Origin of the sequence: Erwinia sp. HR93, from assembly GCF_034555055.1 — a bacterium.
In the GTDB taxonomy this organism is placed as follows: Bacteria; Pseudomonadota; Gammaproteobacteria; order Enterobacterales; family Enterobacteriaceae; genus Apirhabdus; species Apirhabdus apintestini.
Genome location: NZ_JAXUDP010000001.1, coordinates 1,535,934 through 1,554,804, shown reverse-complemented (window position 1 = coordinate 1,554,804; position 18,871 = coordinate 1,535,934). Strand labels below are relative to the sequence as shown.

Sequence of the window (18,871 nt, the reverse complement as noted above, 5' to 3'; positions counted from 1 at the left end):
CGCTTTTTGTTACTGATTGCAGGCTAAAATACTCTACTGCTAAGCACTCAGCCGCAAACTCGCTGGTAATTCTTCCCCCCTACAGGCGCACAATATCTCCTGTCGCGGCATTATTAATGATGCACCCTGAAAGGAATTTACGCCGTTCACCCGCAGGTCAATTGCATTATGGTTACTGGTACCGGTCATTCATTGTCGTCCTGCAAGCTTTTAGCAGGCGTAGCCTGAACGAGCTTGGTCGCAGGCAATATTTTCAGAGTACCTATATATCACAATAGAGCGCCATAAATTGTCAGTAGCGCAACGACAACCACAATACAAAATGCTACTTTTTTAGCCATCGCCACGGCTATTTTCGGCGTTTTAACTTTATCCGTGTGAGGATCTCGCGCCAGAGAAAACTGTGCCAGTTCGGTTAATATCTGATACTGCGAGGTTTTCAAATCTCCCAGTGAAGCAAACCACGCGGGCAACGCTTTTTCACCGTGCCCTAATAGGGCATAAGCAATACCGGCCAGACGAACAGGCACCCAGTCAATAACGTGTAAAATCGTATCGGTGCCAGATAGTAAGCGCTGTCTCGGTGTACAGCGACGCGCCAGCCACGCTTGCCAGGCTCGGAGAAAGGCATAACCCACCAGCAGCGCAGGCCCCCAGATACCGCCGACAATAAACCAGAACAGCGGCGCCAAATAAAATCGGAAGTTAATCCAAAGCAGCGCGTTTTGCAGCTCGCGCAGAAATGCTTCTTCGTCACAATCATGCGGAACACCGTGGATTAGCGTAAGTTCATCCGCCATAGCCTGACGCGCCGCGCTATCATCCCGGCTCGCGGCCTGCAAATAAGCATGATAATGAAGCCGCGTTGGCCCGGCACCAATACATAATAACCCCACGGCTATCCAGTAAATCAGGAGCGGTAAATTAAAGAACAGACCGGTCAGCGCCCGCTCGCACAACATAATCACCAGTATCGCGCCTATCGTCATTCCTGCGGTAACCCAAAAAGAATAACTGCGCACATGCCGGAATACCCTCTCAAGGCGGTAGTCAAGCTGCCAGTGACTGCCCTGTTTAAACAAGCGTTCAAACGCCAGCACCAGCAACAGGGTAAAAAGCGTCATGTTATCTCCTTATTATTAAGACGTCGCAATGCAGGCTGCGCGCAGCCGCTCCCAGTCAAAAGCCGGGCCGGGATCGGTTTTACGCCCCGGCGCAATATCACAATGGCCTGCCATATGGCTGGCTATCGCGGGCCATTTTTCGATTAATAAACGGGTAATGGACGCTAACTGACAATACTGAGCGTCGGTATAGGGCTGCGTATCCGTGCCTTCAAGTTCTATTCCGATAGAAAAATCATTGCACTTTTCTCGGCCCTGATAGCGAGATATGCCTGCGTGCCATGCCCGCCTTGTAAAAGGAACATATTGCACGATCTCGCCATCGCGGCGGATCAGACAGTGCGCAGAGACGCGTAACTGGGCAATATCATTAAAATAAGGATGTGCATCGGGCGGAAGAGTGCCACTGAATAAACGATCAATCCACGGCCCCCCAAATTCTCCCGGCGGTAGGCTAATATTATGAATTACCAGCAAAGAGGGAGAAACGTTATCCGGGCGCGCATCAAAATGCGGTGAAGGACAATGTCGGGCGCCTTCCAGCCAGCCGTCAGAAATCTGCATGTCTGTTCTCCTGAATCTGGTACGCAAAGCCGCTTGAGAGTAGCATGTTTCTATACATTTCAGCCTGCCATTTGGAGTTTTATTATGCCGTCTTCCAGCGCCCAGTTCGATCAACGGCGGAAAAATCTACTTGAGCATATTAGCCTTGATATCCCGGATATCGTTGCCCGCTCCCTGAGTGAGGAACTCGATAGCAAAGAGAACCCAAAAAGAGAGATTACCGCCCAGATTATTCCCGCAGAAACCCGTGTGCGAGCGCAAGCCATTGCCCGCGAAGGCGGCATTTTTTGCGGGCGACGCTGGGTTGAAGAGGTATTTATTCAGCTCGGTGGCGATATTGAAATCAACTGGCAGGTTGATGACGGCGAGTTGATCACCGTTAACCAGACGCTATGCGAAATGAAAGGCTCTGCGCACCAGCTTTTGGCCGGTGAGCGTACCGCGCTCAATTTTATGCAAACACTGTCCGGCGTCGCCAGCGCTGTTCGCGACTGGACCGCGCAGTTGAAGGGAACGCACACCCAGCTTTTAGATACCCGGAAAACCGTACCGGGCCTTCGCTCCGCGCTTAAATACGCGGTTTTGTGCGGCGGCGGTGCCAGCCATCACATGGGCCTTTCCGATATATTTTTAATCAATAAACATCATATTGCCGCTTCAGGCTCGCTGCGCCAGGCCGTAGAAAAAGCGTTCTGGCTGCACCCGGATGCACCGGTAGAAGTGGAAATTACCGCACCGGAAGAACTGGACGAAGCATTAAAATCGGGCGCCGATATTATTATGCTGGATAACTTCTCGCCGGATGACACACGGATTGCCGTAGAAACGGCCCAGGGCCAGGCCCTGCTGGCAGTTTCTGGTGATATGACTAGCGCCACGCTTCAGGATTATGCCAAAACCGGCGTTAACTATATTTCCGTGGATGCGCTGACTAAAAATATTCACACTCTCGCGCTGTCGATGAATATCATCAATAAATAGATATTCTGGCATGCGGAAGGGCAAGCGGGTTGTTTATTGCATTTATGGACTTCGCAACAGCGGTCGTCAGCAACCGCTTTTCTGATGAAAGAAAACGTGCAGGCGCTACCTTCTGGCCTGCCAATGTTTTAATTTGTTGAGAATTCCCGCGAATAACATGATAAACGCCACAGCCTGTTAACCCCTTACAGAACCTGCCCCCTATAAGCCACGCACTACCGGGCGTTTTCGCTAACCACACTTAGATGCCAGCAAAAGCGTAATAACCTTACTCCGCCCGCTAAAACCCTTGCTGCCCAACTAGCCTCAGCTACAGCGCCATAAATTGCCTCCTGAGTTCAGATGAACATTGCTTTACGGATAGCGCTTGTCTCATAGATATATTTAGTAAACTTGCCATAACCAATGCAATGCGTATCAACCACCACATTAAGACACTGGCCGCAGGCGCGCTATTTGAGCTCCTTTTATCAGAGCTATAATCGGCGCACACAGTTATATCAATATTGTTCCCCTCGCTGTAATGCAATTCGGATCAGTGCCCTGCCCGACGCTATAAATAGCGAGCAGGATGCTAAAACCTTAGCAACGTGTGCAACGCCCTTATTTTGTCAGGAATCCACATTCCACTTCGCCACTCGCGCTTTCGCCTCTTATTTATTTGCGTGACACAGTTAACGCCAACGCGAACAGGAGGAAAATATCATGCGCCATCAACGGGGTTTTACATTAATTGAATTAATGGTTGTTATCGGGATTGTTGCCATTCTTAGCGCGATTGGCGTCCCTGCGTGGCAGAATTATCTGCGTAAAGCGGCCCTCACCGATATGCTCCAGACTTTTATGCCTTATCGCACGGCCGTTGAACTCTGTGCACTGGAACAAGGTGGAATTGAAGGCTGCAGCGCGGGTAGCCACGGCATCCCTGAGACAACGAATAGCCGCTATGTGTCCCGACTTAGCGTTGCAAAAGGCACCGTCATAATAGCCGGTGCACAAAGCCTGAATGGGCTTACGATTACGCTCACGCCTAGCTGGAGCGATGCCGAAGGCGTACAAAGCTGGAAACGCATATGCGAAGTTCAGGATAACGGCGCGTTAAAACAGGCCTGCGAAGATACTTTTCGCTTTAGCGCGGAATAACCGCGATGAATCACGAAAAATTAGCCGCACTTTGCCACCGCTATCAGGCAATAATTCTCACCGTAAACAGTGAGCAAATTTGCATCGCGATTAACGGTACGCCATCACAAGAGTTTATCGAGGCGCTGGAGTTTGCCAGCAATAGACGAATCGTTATCGAAAGCTGGGATATAGAGCGCCTGGAAAAGTTTCGTCTAGGCGAGCAATTTACTGCGGATAACACGGCGCTAAATGGGTCTGCTGTACAACTGGTAAATTATGCGCTCAATCAGGCAGCCTCGCGCCGCGCATCAGACCTACACGTTGAGCCGGATGCCGATGCTTGCCGAATTCGGCTTCGTATTGACGGCGTATTGCACCCGCTGACCGAATTTCCGACCGCTCAGGCAGCAAGCGTCGTTGCTCGCTTTAAAATACTTGGCAGCCTGGATATTGCCGAGCGCCGAATTCCGCAAGACGGGCAATTTAATCACCACATCAATGGCGAGAAATTGTCTCTACGCATTTCGACGCTGCCATGCCTCAATGGTGAAAAAATCGTATTACGCCTGCTTCGTCAACAAAACCGTCCGTTAACCCTTGAAGCGCTAGGCATGCCTGATGGCGCTCTCAAAAAATTTGAGCAAGCGCTGGCTTCAGCGCAAGGGTTGATATTAGTCACTGGCCCCACCGGTAGCGGTAAAACGTTAACGCTCTACAGCGCGCTGCATACTTTAAATAAACCCAGCGTGAACATCTCCTGCGTTGAAGATCCTATTGAGCTTCCTCTGCCAGGGCTAACGCAAACACAGATTCATCCACGAGCCGGGATTACATTTCAAACCGTGCTACGCGCACTGCTGCGCCAGGATCCCGATATCATAATGGTAGGAGAAATCCGCGACGGAGAAACGGCTGAAATTGCCGTCAAAGCGGCACAGACAGGACATCTGGTTCTTTCAACTGTGCATACCAATTCCGCCGCAGAGGCACTAACACGGCTTGAACAAATGGGGATTGCCCGCTGGCAGCTAACATCTGCGCTCAGATTAATTATTGCTCAACGGCTAGTACGCCGCCTGTGTCCCCACTGTCGGGAAGAGCAACCTCCTGCAAATTTACCAGCTTCGCTGTCTTCCGAACCGCTCCCACACTGGAGCGCCAAAGGCTGCGAACGGTGCTACTCCGGATATTATGACCGACTCGCTTTGTTTGAAATTCTGGTGGTCAACGAAGCGCTTAAAGAAGCAATACTCGCTAACCAAACGGCCAGCGTTATTGAGGATATTGCCCGCCGCCATGGGACACATATACTTATAGAATGCGGACTGCAGGCCGTCAGAGAAGGTTTAACCACGCTGGAAGAGGTCTGGCGCGTATTAGGGGTACCACATGTTTGCGCTTCAGAAAGCTAACCTTCAGGTGTGGCGCGGGCTAATGCTGGACAGCTCTGGCGCTTTGCAACAGGATGTTATTCTGGCGTGTAGCCGCGCTGAAGCGCGCGCAAGTCTAATTAGCCAGGGTTTCATTCCCATTCGCATAAAGCGTGATATCTCTCCCGGGCGTAAATGCTGGCATTTGCGGCAAAAGATAGAGGTACTGCGCCAATTATCCACGTTACTTCAGGCAGGGATCGCTCTGGACGACGGATGCCGACTTATCGCCCAGCAGCACCCACTGCCGGGATGGCGCGCTCTGCTCAATCAAATTGCCGGGCATATCAGCACCGGGAAAGCATTCTCAGATACTCTGGCTCTCTGGCCAACGCTATTTCCTCCACTCTTTATCGCGCTTTTACGTACCGGTGAATTAACAGGGAAATTAGAATTATGCTGCCATCGGCTCGCCGAACAACAGGAACGGCAATATCAATTACAGATAAAAATCCGTAAAGCTTTGCGATACCCTTTGTTTACTCTGGGAGTCACGCTATTAGTCAGCGCAGCTATGCTGGGCTTTGTTTTACCGGAATTTGCATCTATTTATCAAAGCTTTAATACGCCACTCCCCTCATTGACGCGGGCCTTCATTGCGCTATCGCATGCCCTCATACAATATAGTGTTCCTGTCGTTGCGGCGATTGCTCTATGCTTTCCATTCTTCACTCATCTGCGTAAGCAAATGGCCTGGCAAATGCGTGAACAGCGCTGGCTGCTATCCTTGCCATTTACAGGCGCCCTGCTGCGTGGACAAAAATTAAGTCAAATTCATACCACCCTGGCGCTGACACAGCAGGCAGGAATATCTTTGCTGCAGGGGCTTGAAACCGCTGGGCTGGCAATGACGCATCCATGGTGGCGTGCGGCGTTGACGCGAGTACAAAAAAAACTTTTATCCGGAGATCCATTATCTCAGGCTATCGCCCAGGAAACCGCTTTTAGCCCACTCTGCGTGCAACTGATACGTACCGGAGAGGAGAGCGGTACGCTGGATAACATGCTAGCGCGGTTAGGGCAGTGGCATACAGAGCAAACGCAGGATCGCGCGGATACGCTGGCGGCAGCGCTAGAGCCTGCAATGATGTCGCTAATGGGAGGGATAGTGGGCACATTAACGATAGCTCTTTATCTGCCGGTGTTCAGGCTTGGGGAGGCTATAAGTATGGGTTAGCGATGCGTAACCGCTTGGCTACGCATCGTCAGGAAAGGTTATAGCGTATTAAATACGCGGTTTTCCTGCTCCTGCACTCGAATAAACGTCGTTCTTTTGGTTAACTCTTTTAAACGCTCGGCTCCCACATAGGTGCAAGCAGAGCGCAGGCCGCCCATGATATCACGCGCCGTATATTCTACCGGTCCGCGTAGCGGGAGTTTTACCGTCTTTCCCTCAGCCGCGCGATATTCAGCGACCCCGCCGACGTGCCGGTTCATCGCAGATTCAGAGCTCATACCATAAAACAGCATGAATTTTTCACCGTTTTCTTCGATAACCTTTCCGCCACTTTCTTCGTGGCCTGCAAGCATACCACCCAGCATGACGAAATCGGCTCCACCGCCAAAAGCTTTCGCAACGTCGCCAGGCGTTGTGCAACCACCATCGCTAACAATTTGTCCACCCAGTCCATGAGCCGCATCAGCGCACTCAATAACCGCCGAGAGCTGCGGATAACCAACCCCTGTTTTAACGCGCGTGGTACAAACCGATCCTGGCCCGATACCAACTTTAACGATATCTGCGCCAGAGAGAATGAGTTCCTCGCACATTTCGCCTGTAACGACATTACCGGCGCAGATAGTTTTGTCCGGCCATGCATCACGCGCTTTACTCACAAAGCGAACAAAGTGTTCAGAGTAACCGTTTGCGACATCGATACAAATAAACTTCAGGCGCGGAGAAAGCGCCAAAATAGCGTTAGTTTTATCAAAATCTGCGTCTGAAGTACCCGTTGAAACCATAACATGGTTTAACACAGAATCTGGTACCTGGCTGATAAACGCCTGCCAGGCATTCACATCATAATGCTTGTGCACTGCGGTCAGAATCTGGAATTGCGCTAAAGCCTGCGCCATAGAAAAGGTCCCAACAGTGTCCATATTAGCAGCGATAATAGGAACGCCAGACCATGTGGCTTTTGAGTGTTTAAAGGTGAATTCGCGCTCAAGCTCTACTTCTGAGCGGCTTTTTAGCGTAGAACGCTTCGGGCGGATAAGTACATCTTTAAAGCCTAATTTCAGATCTTCTTCAATACGCATATGCGGATTCCTGGTCAATGGCGGTAGTCGCGTAAACATTCATTGGCGGAACAACAACCCATTCCAGTAACGCTATCATACGCACTAATATATGCGCCGCAAGACTGCGAAAAGTTCTTTTTTTACGCTACAATCCCGCTAATTTACCTTTTAAAAGAGAGAGTGATTATTACAGCGCCCCATGCATCTGCCAACACTCGCGCAGCATGCTGATTAATCGGAAGAAAGCGCGCTGTTTACTCTAAATAAACCTTCAGGGCTATGCGTTATGGTGTATACAGTCGCACTAACCGGCGGGATTGGAAGTGGTAAAAGTACCGTTGCGGCGGCTTTTTCCCGAGAAGGTATAGCCATTATCGACGCTGACGTTATAGCTCGCGAGGTGGTAGAACTTGGGCAGCCAGCGCTGGTAGCAATTAGCGAACATTTTGGCTCTGAGATTTTACATACTGACGGCACGCTTAATCGGCGCAAATTACGTGAAGTTATTTTTACGATGCCACAAGAAAAGACGTGGCTAAATGCTTTACTCCATCCATTAATTCAATGCCGTACGCGGCACTATATATCCGTAGCGACATCACCTTATGTTTTATGGGTTGTGCCTTTATTACTTGAGAACAACCTTCAAAATCTGGCAAACCGTATTTTAGTGGTTGATGTATCGCCGGAAACGCAAAGGCGCCGAACTATCCAACGCGACGGTGTCAGTCGCGAGCAGGTCGAAAAAATTATAGCCGCACAGGTCTCTCGCGCTGAGCGTCTGGCGGCCGCAGATGATATTATTAATAATGACGGCGATCCTCAGGCTATCCCCACTGAAGTCGTCCGCCTGCATCAGCGCTATCTGGCGCTAGCTGCAAAGGCTGTAGCACAGGAAAAAGAGTAATGCATTGCCAAATCATTTTTGAGCATCCATTGAATGAAAAAATGCGTACCTGGTTACGTATGGAATTTCTATTGCAGCAACTGGAAGCTCAATTACCGCTCGACAGTCACGCCAGCGCGTTACATTTTTTCCGCAATATCGGAGACTTACTCGATGTATTCGAGCGAGGTGAAATACGTACCGAAATTCTAAAAGAGTTAGAGCGCCAGCAGCGTAAATTGCAGGAATGGGCGCAAGTGCCCGGCGTCGACCCGGAGCGTATTACCCAATTGCGTCATCAATTAAAAGAAAACAGCACAATGCTAATGTCTGCGCCACGCCCCGGGCAAGTGCTGCGAGAAGACCGAATCATTGGCCTGGTACGCCAAAGGCTGAGCATTCCCGGCGGTTGTTGTAGTTTCGATTTACCTACGCTGCATATCTGGCTTGCTCAAAGTCAACCTACGCGCGATGCTCAGGTAGATTTATGGCTGGCGTCGCTGAGTTCGATAAAAAAACCGCTTTTTCTATTACTGGACCTGATCCGTAATGCGGCACCGCTGCGTAAACAAACGAGCCTGAACGGTTTCTATCAGGACAATGCGGAAGGCGCTGATTTACTGCGCCTGCGGCTAGAGAAGGAGAGCCTGCTTTATCCTCAGGTTTCTGGCCATAAAAGTCGCTTTGCGATTCGCTTCTTACCGCTCGATAGCGAGCACGGCAGTGTTCCTGCCCGCTTTGATTTCGACTTAGCCTGCTGTTGATAGAGAAATACTATGTCAGAACACACCGTAGTAACCTGCCCAACCTGTGGAAAGCCCGTTATCTGGGGAGAAAATAGCCCCTGCCGTCCTTTTTGCAGTAAACGCTGCCAGCTTATTGATTTAGGGGAATGGGCCGCCGAGGAAAAACGGATTTCCAGCCAGGGGACATTATCGGATAGCGATAACTGGAGCGAAGAAGGGAACACCTAACGAGTGACACTAAGTGCCTGGAATGCATTTGGCACTGACATTGCTGCTACAGTTATTTTTCACATAATAAGCGCTCAATAATATGAAGGTTAGCCGGGGGAAACGTAGCGGAATCTAAGGCAGTCCTTGCCACCCACTGCCCTTGCTGACCCTCTTTGCCCCAGGGCGATCCCTGCCATTTTTCGACCCGATAAAACCAAAGTGTTACCTGCCTGTCCGGGAAAGTATGTTCCTGTGTCGCGTAATGGGTGTATTCTGTAGCCGTTATGCCAACTTCTTCCTGTAATTCACGGATTAGCGCCTGTTCAGGCGTTTCATTCGCTTCGATTTTTCCTCCAGGAAACTCCCATTTGTTGCCCATATGCGTGCCAGAGGGACGTTCGGTAATAAAAATCTCATCGCGATCGTTGCAGATAATACCTACTGCAATTTGTAAGCTCTTCATACTGTTTCCCGACTATATCCGGCCAGTAAATTATTACCCTTACAATACAGATATCATGCCACCATAGCCAGAGCCGACTTCGCCCTGAAATTTAGCAAGGCGACAGATCCAACCTAAATAGCTATCTGCCCGTAGTGTTAATACGAGAATACTGATTGCTAATGTAGAAAGAAAAAATCGATGACAGATAGCAGTCGTAAATTTTTAAATACGCATTTTTTATAAGGCAAAATTTGATTATTATTAAAAAAACCACCGCACCAGGATACTCAGTGCGGCTGGCTTCTAATGCGCCACGGTGAGAAGCATCCCGAAATAATAGATAAATCAGCATCATATCTTTATCACGCATTACAAAACTATCAATGCCGTTACCATAGTTATATTTTATTGTGATGTTGCTTTAGTTAGGGCTATTTTACCTTTATGCAATTAGCCTAAATATAGAAAAACGGTGTTCCTATGAAGATTTTCTCTAAATCTCTAAATCTCTAAATCTCTAAATCTCTAAATCTCTAAATCTCTAAATCTCTAAATCTCTGAAGAATAACTAACTTAAGTCTTCGAATTAAAATGATTAACAAGGAGGATTATTCGGGAATAACAGTCTTCCTGTATCAGGAATAATATTCGATAGCATCAGCGGCTAAATTCGCCGCTGAATAGGCGACCATAAAATCAGAGTTAGTATTTATCCGTTATGAAAACGCTAAATATTGGGAAATGGAACTTAACCAATCAGCACTAACTAACCGCAACCTGCAGATTGCCAGAATATCTCCGGCATAAAATTATAGACAATTAGAGATAAAACGCATCCAGATGAATGTATTTATAAAGCATTACATATTTCGAAAATGGAGGATAAGATATCCTCCATTTTTTATTATTTTAGCTCAGGCTGATGCCAGCCTGAGCTTTATATTTAACTTAACCGCCCATGGCACTGTTTATATTTCTTACCAGATCCACACGGGCAGGGATCGTTACGCCCTACTTTACGATCCCCCGTTTGTGCAGCTAAAGAAGCCGCCGCTTCGGCATCGTCATCATGGTGGCTAAGCTGCTGCATGCTGGCAAGATGTTCCGCCTCTTCACGACGCTGCTGCTCCATCGCCTCAACTTCTTCTGGCATCCGCACCTGAACCTTACTCAGTGTGCTAACCACTTCGTATTTCAACGACTCCAGCATTGCCGCAAACATTGCGAACGATTCCCGCTTATATTCTTGCTTAGGATCTTTTTGCGCATATCCACGTAAATGAATCCCCTGACGCAGGTAATCCATTGCCGCCAGGTGCTCTTTCCACAATGAATCCAGCGTCTGTAGCATTACGCCTTTTTCAAAATTGCGCATCATTTCAATGCCGACAATCTCTTCTTTCTCCTGATAGACTTCAATTGCCCGCTGCAGAATACGCTCACGCAGCGTCTCTTCATGCAGTTCAGGTTCTTTATCGAGCCATTCAGCAATCGGCATATCGAGATCAAAATCGTTTTTCAGGCGTTCCTGCAACCCCGGGATATCCCACATTTCCTCAAGAGACTGAGGCGGAATGTGCGCATCGATAGTGGTCTTGAAAACATCTTCACGAATGCTGGCGATGGTTTCACTGATATCATCAGCATCGAGCAACTCATTACGCTGCGTATAAATGGCCCGACGCTGATCGTTTGCAACATCATCATATTCCAGCAATTGCTTACGAATATCGAAGTTACGACTTTCAACTTTACGCTGTGCATTAGCAATAGCTTTTGTTACCCAGGGATGTTCAATCGCTTCACCGGGTTTCATTCCCAGCCGGCGCATCATGTTTGAAACGCGATCGGAGGCGAAAATACGCATCAGCGCATCTTCCATTGATAGATAAAAGCGAGAAGACCCTGCGTCCCCTTGACGCCCCGAGCGGCCACGCAGCTGATTATCAATACGGCGCGATTCATGGCGCTCGGTGCCTATAATATGCAAACCGCCGGCTTCCAGCACTGCATCGTGGCGCTTCTGCCATTCCGCTTTAATTTGTGCAATTTGTTCTTCGCTGGGAGCTTCATGCTGCGCAACTTCTGTCTGCCAGCTACCTCCCAGCATGATGTCAGTACCGCGCCCGGCCATGTTCGTGGCAATAGTCACCGTCCCAGGATAACCGGCCTGAGCGACGATATCTGCTTCATGTGCGTGAAACTTGGCATTCAGAACATTATGCTGGATACCCGCTTTTTTCAGCTCCTGAGAAACCAACTCTGACTTTTCAATAGAAATAGTACCAACCAGTACCGGCTGCCCTTTTGCCGTACGCTCTTTGATATCTTCAATTATCGCCGCAATTTTTTCTGCCTCTGTCATGTAAACCAGATCGGGCAAATCTTTACGGATCATCGGCCTGTTGGTAGGAACAACAATAGTATCTAGCTTATAAATAGAACTAAATTCAAATGCTTCGGTGTCAGCAGTTCCCGTCATTCCCGCCAGTTTCACGTAAAGGCGGAAATAGTTCTGGAAGGTAATAGAAGCCAGCGTCTGATTCTCATTCTGAATATCAACGCCTTCTTTTGCTTCTACGGCCTGGTGCAACCCATCAGACCAGCGGCGCCCTTGCATGGTACGCCCGGTATGTTCATCAACAATAATGACTTCACCCTCTTTTACGATGTAATCTACATCTCGGGTGAATAGCGCATGGGCGCGTAAAGCGGCGGTGACGTGATGCATCAGCATAATATTGGCCGGGGAGTAAAGCGATTCGCCTTCTTCCATGATGCCTTCACGTACTAATAATTCTTCAACCAGCACCAACCCACGCTCGGTCAGGTTAACCTGGCGCGCTTTTTCATCAACGGAGAAGTGGCCCTCTCCCTGAAAAGTATCGGAGTCTTCTTTTTCCTGGCGAATCAAATGTGGAATGATTTTATCAACTTTGCGGTACAGCTCGGAGCTATCTTCCGCTGGCCCTGAAATGATGAGTGGGGTACGAGCTTCGTCGATAAGGATAGAGTCGACCTCATCCACCAGCGCATAGTGAAGCTTACGCTGCACGCGTTCTTCCGGGCTAAACGCCATATTATCGCGAAGATAATCAAACCCGTATTCATTATTAGTACCGTAGGTGATATCAGCCGCATAGGCTTCGCGTTTGGCTGGTGCAGGCATCCCCGGCAGATTGATGCCAACCGACAGCCCCAGGAATTCAAACAGCGGACGGTTATTTTCCGCATCGCGCTGAGCAAGATAATCATTGACGGTAACAACATGCACCCCCTTACCGCTAAGCGCGTTAAGATAGGCAGGCAGTGTCGCAGTAAGAGTTTTACCTTCCCCGGTACGCATTTCAGCGATACAGCGATCGTTTAGCACCATGCCGCCAATAAGCTGGACATCAAAGTGACGCATGCCAAATACGCGCTTACTGGCTTCACGTACTACGGCAAACGCTTCAGGCAGGAGTGACTCTTCCGATTCTCCTTTTCTCAAGCGATCGCGAAATTCTACGGTTTTATGTTTAAGCTCATCATCAGAAAGCTGTTCCATTGCCGGTTCCATTGCATTAATTTTTGCAACGGCTTTACGCATACGGCGTAAGGTACGGTCATTACGGCTACCAAATACTTTAGTCAATACTTTAATTAGCATAAATAAGGTCTCAAACGTCCCATTTAACGGGAAAATCACCAATAGTAAAAAAACAGTTTTAGCTAAGGTGAAGTGGCCCAGCGCGAATACCCCGGACCCGGCTAAGCCAGTAAGGAATGCTGAAAGTCAGTGCTGGAGCAAAATTAACCTTCTGATGTACAGAGGTAATTTCCAGTGGACGCTCTTGGGTCAGCAGTACGCTAAGCGTGTCCAGCAGTGCAGTGTGGTGAGCCTGAAGCGGCAAGGTTGCCTGAACTGGCGGAGTTGCAGAGGGAGCCAGTACAAAAGAGAGATGACGAATTACCGTGCGAATCGCATGCTGTTGCCAGTAATCGACGGTAAAGGACGCACGACGATTATTTTCCTGGAGCAACACCAAGTTATTCAGGTTAACTGCTATCAGGCGCTCAGCGCGAAGTGTAGCATTTTCAGAAGGCGCGGCGCGATCCGTGCTGTTATTTAGCGCGGGTAAACCTAAGCCAGCCGCAACCATCCCCAACAGGAGATGCGGCCAGAAGTAACGCCTGCCAAATTGTCGCCAACGAGAGAAAATACCTGTCACTGCGCCACCAAAAATGAAAATATCGCGCATCCATAATCGCGAAATATGTGCCAAATAATATCATTAATCCATCGTAGCGGCACCCGGTAATCAATAAATGCAGATAAAGCACGGGATAAATCGCAAAAAGCGCTACGACTATTTCCTCTGACCATTAACTGACAAGGCATGTTGATGACTAGTATTGAAAAGCCAGAGAGCGGCTCCCTATCCGCATGAGAATTGTTAGCTTCAATACAGTATCCATGATTCTCTGACAAACGGCGCATAAATCATTTCTGACGCTGCAAAGATATTCATGGAGGGAATGCGTTTTTTTAACAGAATTATCCAAATGCCTCGCCGGAGCCTAAATTTATGGAAGCTCTTTTTAGACGAAAACTCACGGCCATGAAGGCATTAAGTTAAGTAAGGTCAGAATATGCAACGGTGTGAATGTGGCAGGCTCATTATACCAGTAGTTATTGGATACATAGAGAGTAGATATACTTCATACATAGAATGATAAGCGAGCAGGCATAAAAAAACGGCTGATGCGCCAAGCCGGAGAGAGTGCCAGACGAATCAACCGTCAATATTTGAACTATATATTACGCCAGAACTGCAGACGGAGCTTTAAACGCCAGCGGTAATTCCGCGTCGTCTTCGAAAGTGACGTATTCCCAGGCTTCCTGTTTAGCCAGCACAGCCTGGAGCAGCTTATTATTCAAGGCATGTCCAGATTTGTATGCTGTGAAAGCACCAATGATATTGTGCCCACACATAAACAAATCGCCTATCGCATCCAGCATTTTGTGGCGAACAAATTCGTCATCAAACCGCAGGCCATCTTCATTTAGAACGCGATAATCATCTACGACAATAGCGCAATCAAAGCTTCCGCCTAGCGCCAAACCGCGAGACTGAAGGTATTCAATATCACGCATAAAACCGAAGGTACGAGCACGGCTAATCTGGCGCATAAAAGCATCAGCAGAGAAATCCATACGATAACGCTGACTGCTGGCATCGATCGCCGGATGGTTAAAATCAATGGTAAAATCCAGTGAAAAACCATTATACGGTTTGAACTCAGCCCACTTATCGCCATCTTCAACGCGGACAGTTTCCTTAATGCGAACAAATTTCTTCGCTGTATTGAGTTCTTCGATACCCGCATCGAGCAGCAGATAGACGAAAGGCGCCGCGCTACCATCCATGATCGGAATTTCTGGTGCGTTCACTTCAACGACTATGTTATCAATGCCTAACCCAGCCAGAGCAGCATTTAAGTGCTCGACGGTAGAAATCCGCACATCGTGCTCGTTCACCAGGCAGGTACAAAGCATGGTATCACGCACGGATTTGGCATCAGCCGGAAAATCAACCGGTGGATTCAAGTCTGTGCGACGATAGATGACCCCGGTGTTAGCCGGCGCAGGTCGCAGAGTCAGAGAGACTTTCTTGCCGGTATGTAACCCGACGCCAGTCGCCTGAACAATGCGTTTTAATGTCCTTTGTTTGATCATCGTATAATCTCACCAAATTACTTATCCAACCGAGAGTGTACATCACAATCGGCAGGCCAGTTTAGCACAAAGAGCCGGAATACCCAACTTCCAGCTTATTCTTAATCGGCCTGTTTACGCAGAAACGCCGGAATATCCAGATAATCTGGCTCTTTTGTCGTTTGAGCATTATTGTCATTGACCACTTTGGCGACGGTTTTCTGTTCTTGAGTCAATGGCGTCATACCGTGTTGCTGATAGCGATCTATCGCGGGCTGCTGCATTTGCTGCTGCTTATTAGTGACCAGCGTAATTTCCGGACGCTTATCCATACCAATGCCCGTAGCAACCACGGTAACTCGCAGCTCATCATTCATTTCCGGATCGAGCGAGGTACCAATTACTACCGTGGCATTATCAGACGCAAAAGCGCGGATCGTATTACCAACGGTCTCAAATTCATCCAGACGCAGATCGAAACCTGCCGTAATGTTGACCAGAACGCCGCGAGCACCAGAAAGATCGATATCTTCGAGCAGCGGACTGGAAATCGCCATTTCTGCGGCTTCTTCCGCGCGGTCTTCGCCGTTAGCAACGCCAGATCCCATCATCGCGTAGCCCATTTCAGACATCACGGTACGCACATCGGCAAAGTCGACGTTCATCAACCCCGGACGAGTGATCAGTTCGGCTATCCCCTGAACCGCACCTTTAAGCACATCGTTAGCGGCGCCGAAAGCATCCAACAGCGAGATACCGCGCCCCAGTACTTTTAGAAGCTTATCGTTAGGAATAGTAATCAGCGAATCGACATGCTTAGATAGCTCAGCAATACCCTGCTCAGCGAAAGCCATGCGCTTTTTACCTTCAAAATTAAACGGTTTAGTGACAACGGCAACGGTCAGTATGCCTAAATCCTTCGCCACTTCAGCGACAACAGGTGCTGCACCAGTACCGGTGCCGCCGCCCATACCGGCAGCGATAAATACCATGTCCGCCCCTTCCAGCGCCGCGCGCAGCGCTTCGCGATCTTCATCCGCAGCGTTACGGCCTACTTCAGGATTTGCGCCTGCGCCTAACCCTTTGGTAATACCGCTACCAATCTGGATAGTCTGGCCAACCGCCGTTTTACGCAGCGCCTGAGCGTCAGTATTAACAGCGAAGAACTCTACCCCTTCGATGCGCTCGCGCACCATGTGCTCTACGGCATTGCCGCCGCCGCCGCCGACGCCGATGACTTTAATCACCGCGTCGTTGGTCAGTTCCATCGGTTCAAACATAGTTTCTCTCCGTTTTATGCCTGTCGCTTGAGATCGCAACAATTCCGATCTCTTAAAAATTAAAATTCTTTCTTAAGCCAGGTATTAATGCGCTTAAACCATGACCCGACTGATGTACGTTTTTCCACTTCAGCCTCACCGCTCAGATGAGTCTCTTTCCCGTAGTGCAAAAGCCCTACCGCCGTTGAGTAATAAGACGCCTGCGCATAATCTGTGAGACCTGTGATATTTAATGGCTGCCCAATGCGCACCTGCGTATGGAACACGCGCTGTGCGCACTCTGCCAGCCCTTCAATTTGCGCAGCCCCGCCGGTCAATACAATGCCTGCGGCTAAATGGTGCTTAACCCCTTGCTGACGCAGCTGCTCCTGTAGCTGAAGAATTTCCTCATTCACCAGGTTTAGCAGCTCGGCGTAGCGAGGTTCAATGACTTCAGCCAGCGTTTGGCGCTGCAGGCTGCGCGGCGGCCGCCCACCGACGCTCGGGACTTCAACATTCTCATCTTTTCCGACAATTGAACCTAAAGCGCAGCCGTGCCGCACTTTAATAGCTTCAGCGTCGCTCGGCGGCGTACCGAAAGCGTAGGCGATATCGCTGGTCACGACATTTCCTGCGTAAGGAATGACTTTAGTGTGACGCAGGGCACCGCCGGTATATACCGCAATGTCCATTGTACCACCACCGATATCGACCACACAGACACCCAGCTCGCGCTCATCTTCCGTTAATACTGAATAGCTGGACGCCAAACCCGCGAAAATAAGTTGGTCAACTTTTAGGCCGCATCGTTCAACTGCTTTCACGATGTTTTTCGCCATATCGTTATGGCAGGTGATGAGATGCACTTTTGCCTGCATTCTCACGCCCGATAAGCCTACCGGATTTTTAATGCCTTCCTGGTAATCGATAGCATATTCCTGAGGAATAACATGCAAAACACGATGTTCATCGCGTACACGCACCGATTTTGCCGTATGGACGACATTTTCAACGTCTTCCTGGGTAACTTCCTCTTCTGATATCGGCACCATGCCAATTTCATTCTGGCAACTAATATGTTTGCCAGAGAGTGCCAGATAGACTGAAGAAATTTGGCAATCTGCCATAAGCTCGGCCTGATCGATAGCGCGCTGAACGCATTTCACTACCGATTCAAGGTCGTTGACCCCGCCTTTATCCATGCCGCGAGACGGGCAACTGCCTACACCGATAATATTCACTATACCGTCGGGCAGAACTTCCCCGACTAAAGCGGCTACCTTCGCAGTGCCTATCTCCAGTCCCACTACCAGCTTTCTGTCCGTCGACTTGATCATCGTTGCTCTGCCTGTGCCTGAGTCTGTTTCTGATTAAGATCTTCGGCGGGAGCCGGCGCCCAGCCGACCGCCGCGCCTGAGTCATAGCGCAAATCAACATAACTAATGCTTTTGCCATCGCTTTGCGCCTGGCGCTGTAAAACCGGATACAGTTCTACAAAACGATTCAGACGCTTCATCGTGTCACTCCGGCCAAGGTTGAGCTTAATATCGTTATTTAGCGTCAACGCCCATGAGCGACGGGCGGTCATCGCCGCCTCTTTCAGGGTAAAACGCGCTTTCGCCAGCACCGCGCTCATTGTTTGATATCCCTGAAGAACTTCTTTCTCGCTGCCTTCTGGCCCGTACAGCATCGGCAGAACCTGCCTGCTGGTACGCTCGGCGGGCACACTGAATGCATTTCCATCTACATCGACCATATGCTGGTCATTCCAGCGTGCCAGCGGCACATATTCAACCAGATGAATCTTCAATTCGTCTGGCCACTGCTTACGCACGCTCGCTTGCTTAATCCACGGCAAGCGCTCTATTTGCTGCTGAATGACGTTGACGTCCTGTGTCATAAAGGTACCTGGAGCGCCGAGTGATAGCACCGCCTGGCGCACATCATCGTTCCGGGTATAGTGCCGTTCACCGGTTAACACTAACCTGGAGAGCGGTAGACGCTGCGCATCTTCCATCCAGTTCACTATCATCAGGCCGCCGACGAATACGGTGAGCAACACCATAAGCAGGAAAAGCATTCCTGCTACGCGCGACCCGTTGCTGCGATGCGGCGTCTGGTCATCCTCACGCGGACGTGTATTCAGTGCGGCCTGTGACATA

Annotated in this window: 17 protein-coding genes; 7 read left to right on the top strand and 10 right to left on the bottom strand. The window is 49.3% G+C overall.

Going from position 1 to position 18,871, the window contains the following annotated elements; genetic code table 11:
• Positions 1 to 269: 269 nt before the first annotated feature.
• The gene (gene ampE / locus SFA31_RS07190; protein ID WP_322837365.1) at positions 270 to 1,124 is read right to left on the bottom strand and encodes a beta-lactamase regulator AmpE; all 855 of its coding nucleotides are present in this window, start codon (positions 1,122 to 1,124) and stop codon (positions 270 to 272) included.
• A gap of 15 nt (positions 1,125 to 1,139) precedes the next feature.
• Positions 1,140 to 1,688: a 1,6-anhydro-N-acetylmuramyl-L-alanine amidase AmpD gene (gene ampD, locus SFA31_RS07185; RefSeq protein ID WP_322837364.1), complete on the bottom strand. Its 549-nt coding sequence runs from the start codon at positions 1,686 to 1,688 to the stop codon at positions 1,140 to 1,142.
• A gap of 84 nt (positions 1,689 to 1,772) precedes the next feature.
• On the opposite strand from ampD, the gene nadC reads away from it, so the two are divergent.
• The 4 genes from nadC to hofC all read left to right on the top strand — a co-directional run bounded on the left by nadC (position 1,773) and on the right by hofC (position 6,401).
• Positions 1,773 to 2,669, top strand: a complete 897-nt coding sequence (gene nadC, locus SFA31_RS07180; protein ID WP_322837363.1) for a carboxylating nicotinate-nucleotide diphosphorylase — start codon at positions 1,773 to 1,775, stop codon at positions 2,667 to 2,669.
• 705 nt (positions 2,670 to 3,374) lie between these two features.
• Positions 3,375 to 3,812, top strand: a complete 438-nt coding sequence (gene ppdD, locus SFA31_RS07175) for a prepilin peptidase-dependent pilin (protein ID WP_322837362.1) — start codon at positions 3,375 to 3,377, stop codon at positions 3,810 to 3,812.
• A gap of 5 nt (positions 3,813 to 3,817) precedes the next feature.
• Positions 3,818 to 5,206, top strand: coding sequence for a type II secretion system protein GspE (gspE, locus tag SFA31_RS07170; protein ID WP_322837361.1), 1,389 nt, complete (start codon positions 3,818 to 3,820; stop codon positions 5,204 to 5,206).
• Positions 5,184 to 6,401: a protein transport protein HofC gene (hofC, locus tag SFA31_RS07165; protein WP_322837360.1), complete on the top strand. Its 1,218-nt coding sequence runs from the start codon at positions 5,184 to 5,186 to the stop codon at positions 6,399 to 6,401. The genes gspE and hofC overlap by 23 nt, the downstream gene beginning before the upstream one ends.
• A gap of 38 nt (positions 6,402 to 6,439) precedes the next feature.
• Here hofC and SFA31_RS07160 read toward each other — a convergent pair whose 3' ends face one another.
• The gene (locus tag SFA31_RS07160) at positions 6,440 to 7,483 is read right to left on the bottom strand and encodes a GMP reductase (protein WP_322837359.1); all 1,044 of its coding nucleotides are present in this window, start codon (positions 7,481 to 7,483) and stop codon (positions 6,440 to 6,442) included.
• 268 nt (positions 7,484 to 7,751) lie between these two features.
• Here SFA31_RS07160 and coaE point away from each other — a divergent pair, with 268 nt between their 5' ends.
• The 3 genes from coaE to yacG are packed head-to-tail and all read left to right on the top strand — an operon-like array spanning position 7,752 to position 9,325.
• The gene (gene coaE, locus SFA31_RS07155; RefSeq protein ID WP_322837358.1) at positions 7,752 to 8,372 is read left to right on the top strand and encodes a dephospho-CoA kinase; all 621 of its coding nucleotides are present in this window, start codon (positions 7,752 to 7,754) and stop codon (positions 8,370 to 8,372) included.
• On the top strand, positions 8,372 to 9,115 hold the full coding sequence (zapD, locus tag SFA31_RS07150) for a cell division protein ZapD (RefSeq protein WP_322837357.1): 744 nt from the start codon (positions 8,372 to 8,374) through the stop codon (positions 9,113 to 9,115). The genes coaE and zapD overlap by 1 nt, the downstream gene beginning before the upstream one ends.
• A 12-nt stretch (positions 9,116 to 9,127) precedes the next feature.
• Positions 9,128 to 9,325, top strand: coding sequence for a DNA gyrase inhibitor YacG (yacG, locus tag SFA31_RS07145; protein WP_322837356.1), 198 nt, complete (start codon positions 9,128 to 9,130; stop codon positions 9,323 to 9,325).
• A 52-nt stretch (positions 9,326 to 9,377) separates the two neighbouring features.
• On the opposite strand, the gene mutT is transcribed toward yacG, so the two are convergent.
• The 7 genes from mutT to ftsQ form a co-directional block, all read right to left on the bottom strand.
• The gene (mutT, locus tag SFA31_RS07140) at positions 9,378 to 9,770 is read right to left on the bottom strand and encodes an 8-oxo-dGTP diphosphatase MutT (protein ID WP_322837355.1); all 393 of its coding nucleotides are present in this window, start codon (positions 9,768 to 9,770) and stop codon (positions 9,378 to 9,380) included.
• Positions 9,771 to 10,695: 925 nt separating this feature from the next.
• On the bottom strand, positions 10,696 to 13,401 hold the full coding sequence (gene secA / locus SFA31_RS07135) for a preprotein translocase subunit SecA (RefSeq protein ID WP_322837354.1): 2,706 nt from the start codon (positions 13,399 to 13,401) through the stop codon (positions 10,696 to 10,698).
• A gap of 58 nt (positions 13,402 to 13,459) precedes the next feature.
• Positions 13,460 to 13,963: a secA translation cis-regulator SecM gene (secM, locus tag SFA31_RS07130; RefSeq protein ID WP_322839323.1), complete on the bottom strand. Its 504-nt coding sequence runs from the start codon at positions 13,961 to 13,963 to the stop codon at positions 13,460 to 13,462.
• Positions 13,964 to 14,553: 590 nt separating this feature from the next.
• Complete coding sequence (gene lpxC, locus SFA31_RS07125) at positions 14,554 to 15,471, bottom strand: UDP-3-O-acyl-N-acetylglucosamine deacetylase (protein WP_322837353.1); 918 nt, start codon at positions 15,469 to 15,471, stop codon at positions 14,554 to 14,556.
• Positions 15,472 to 15,572: 101 nt separating this feature from the next.
• Entirely contained in the window at positions 15,573 to 16,730 is a 1,158-nt protein-coding gene (gene ftsZ / locus SFA31_RS07120; RefSeq protein ID WP_322837352.1) for a cell division protein FtsZ, read from the bottom strand.
• A gap of 59 nt (positions 16,731 to 16,789) precedes the next feature.
• The gene (gene ftsA / locus SFA31_RS07115) at positions 16,790 to 18,046 is read right to left on the bottom strand and encodes a cell division protein FtsA (protein WP_322837351.1); all 1,257 of its coding nucleotides are present in this window, start codon (positions 18,044 to 18,046) and stop codon (positions 16,790 to 16,792) included.
• The gene (gene ftsQ, locus SFA31_RS07110; RefSeq protein WP_322837350.1) at positions 18,043 to 18,870 is read right to left on the bottom strand and encodes a cell division protein FtsQ; all 828 of its coding nucleotides are present in this window, start codon (positions 18,868 to 18,870) and stop codon (positions 18,043 to 18,045) included. The genes ftsA and ftsQ overlap by 4 nt, the downstream gene beginning before the upstream one ends.
• Position 18,871: the final 1 nt, after the last annotated feature.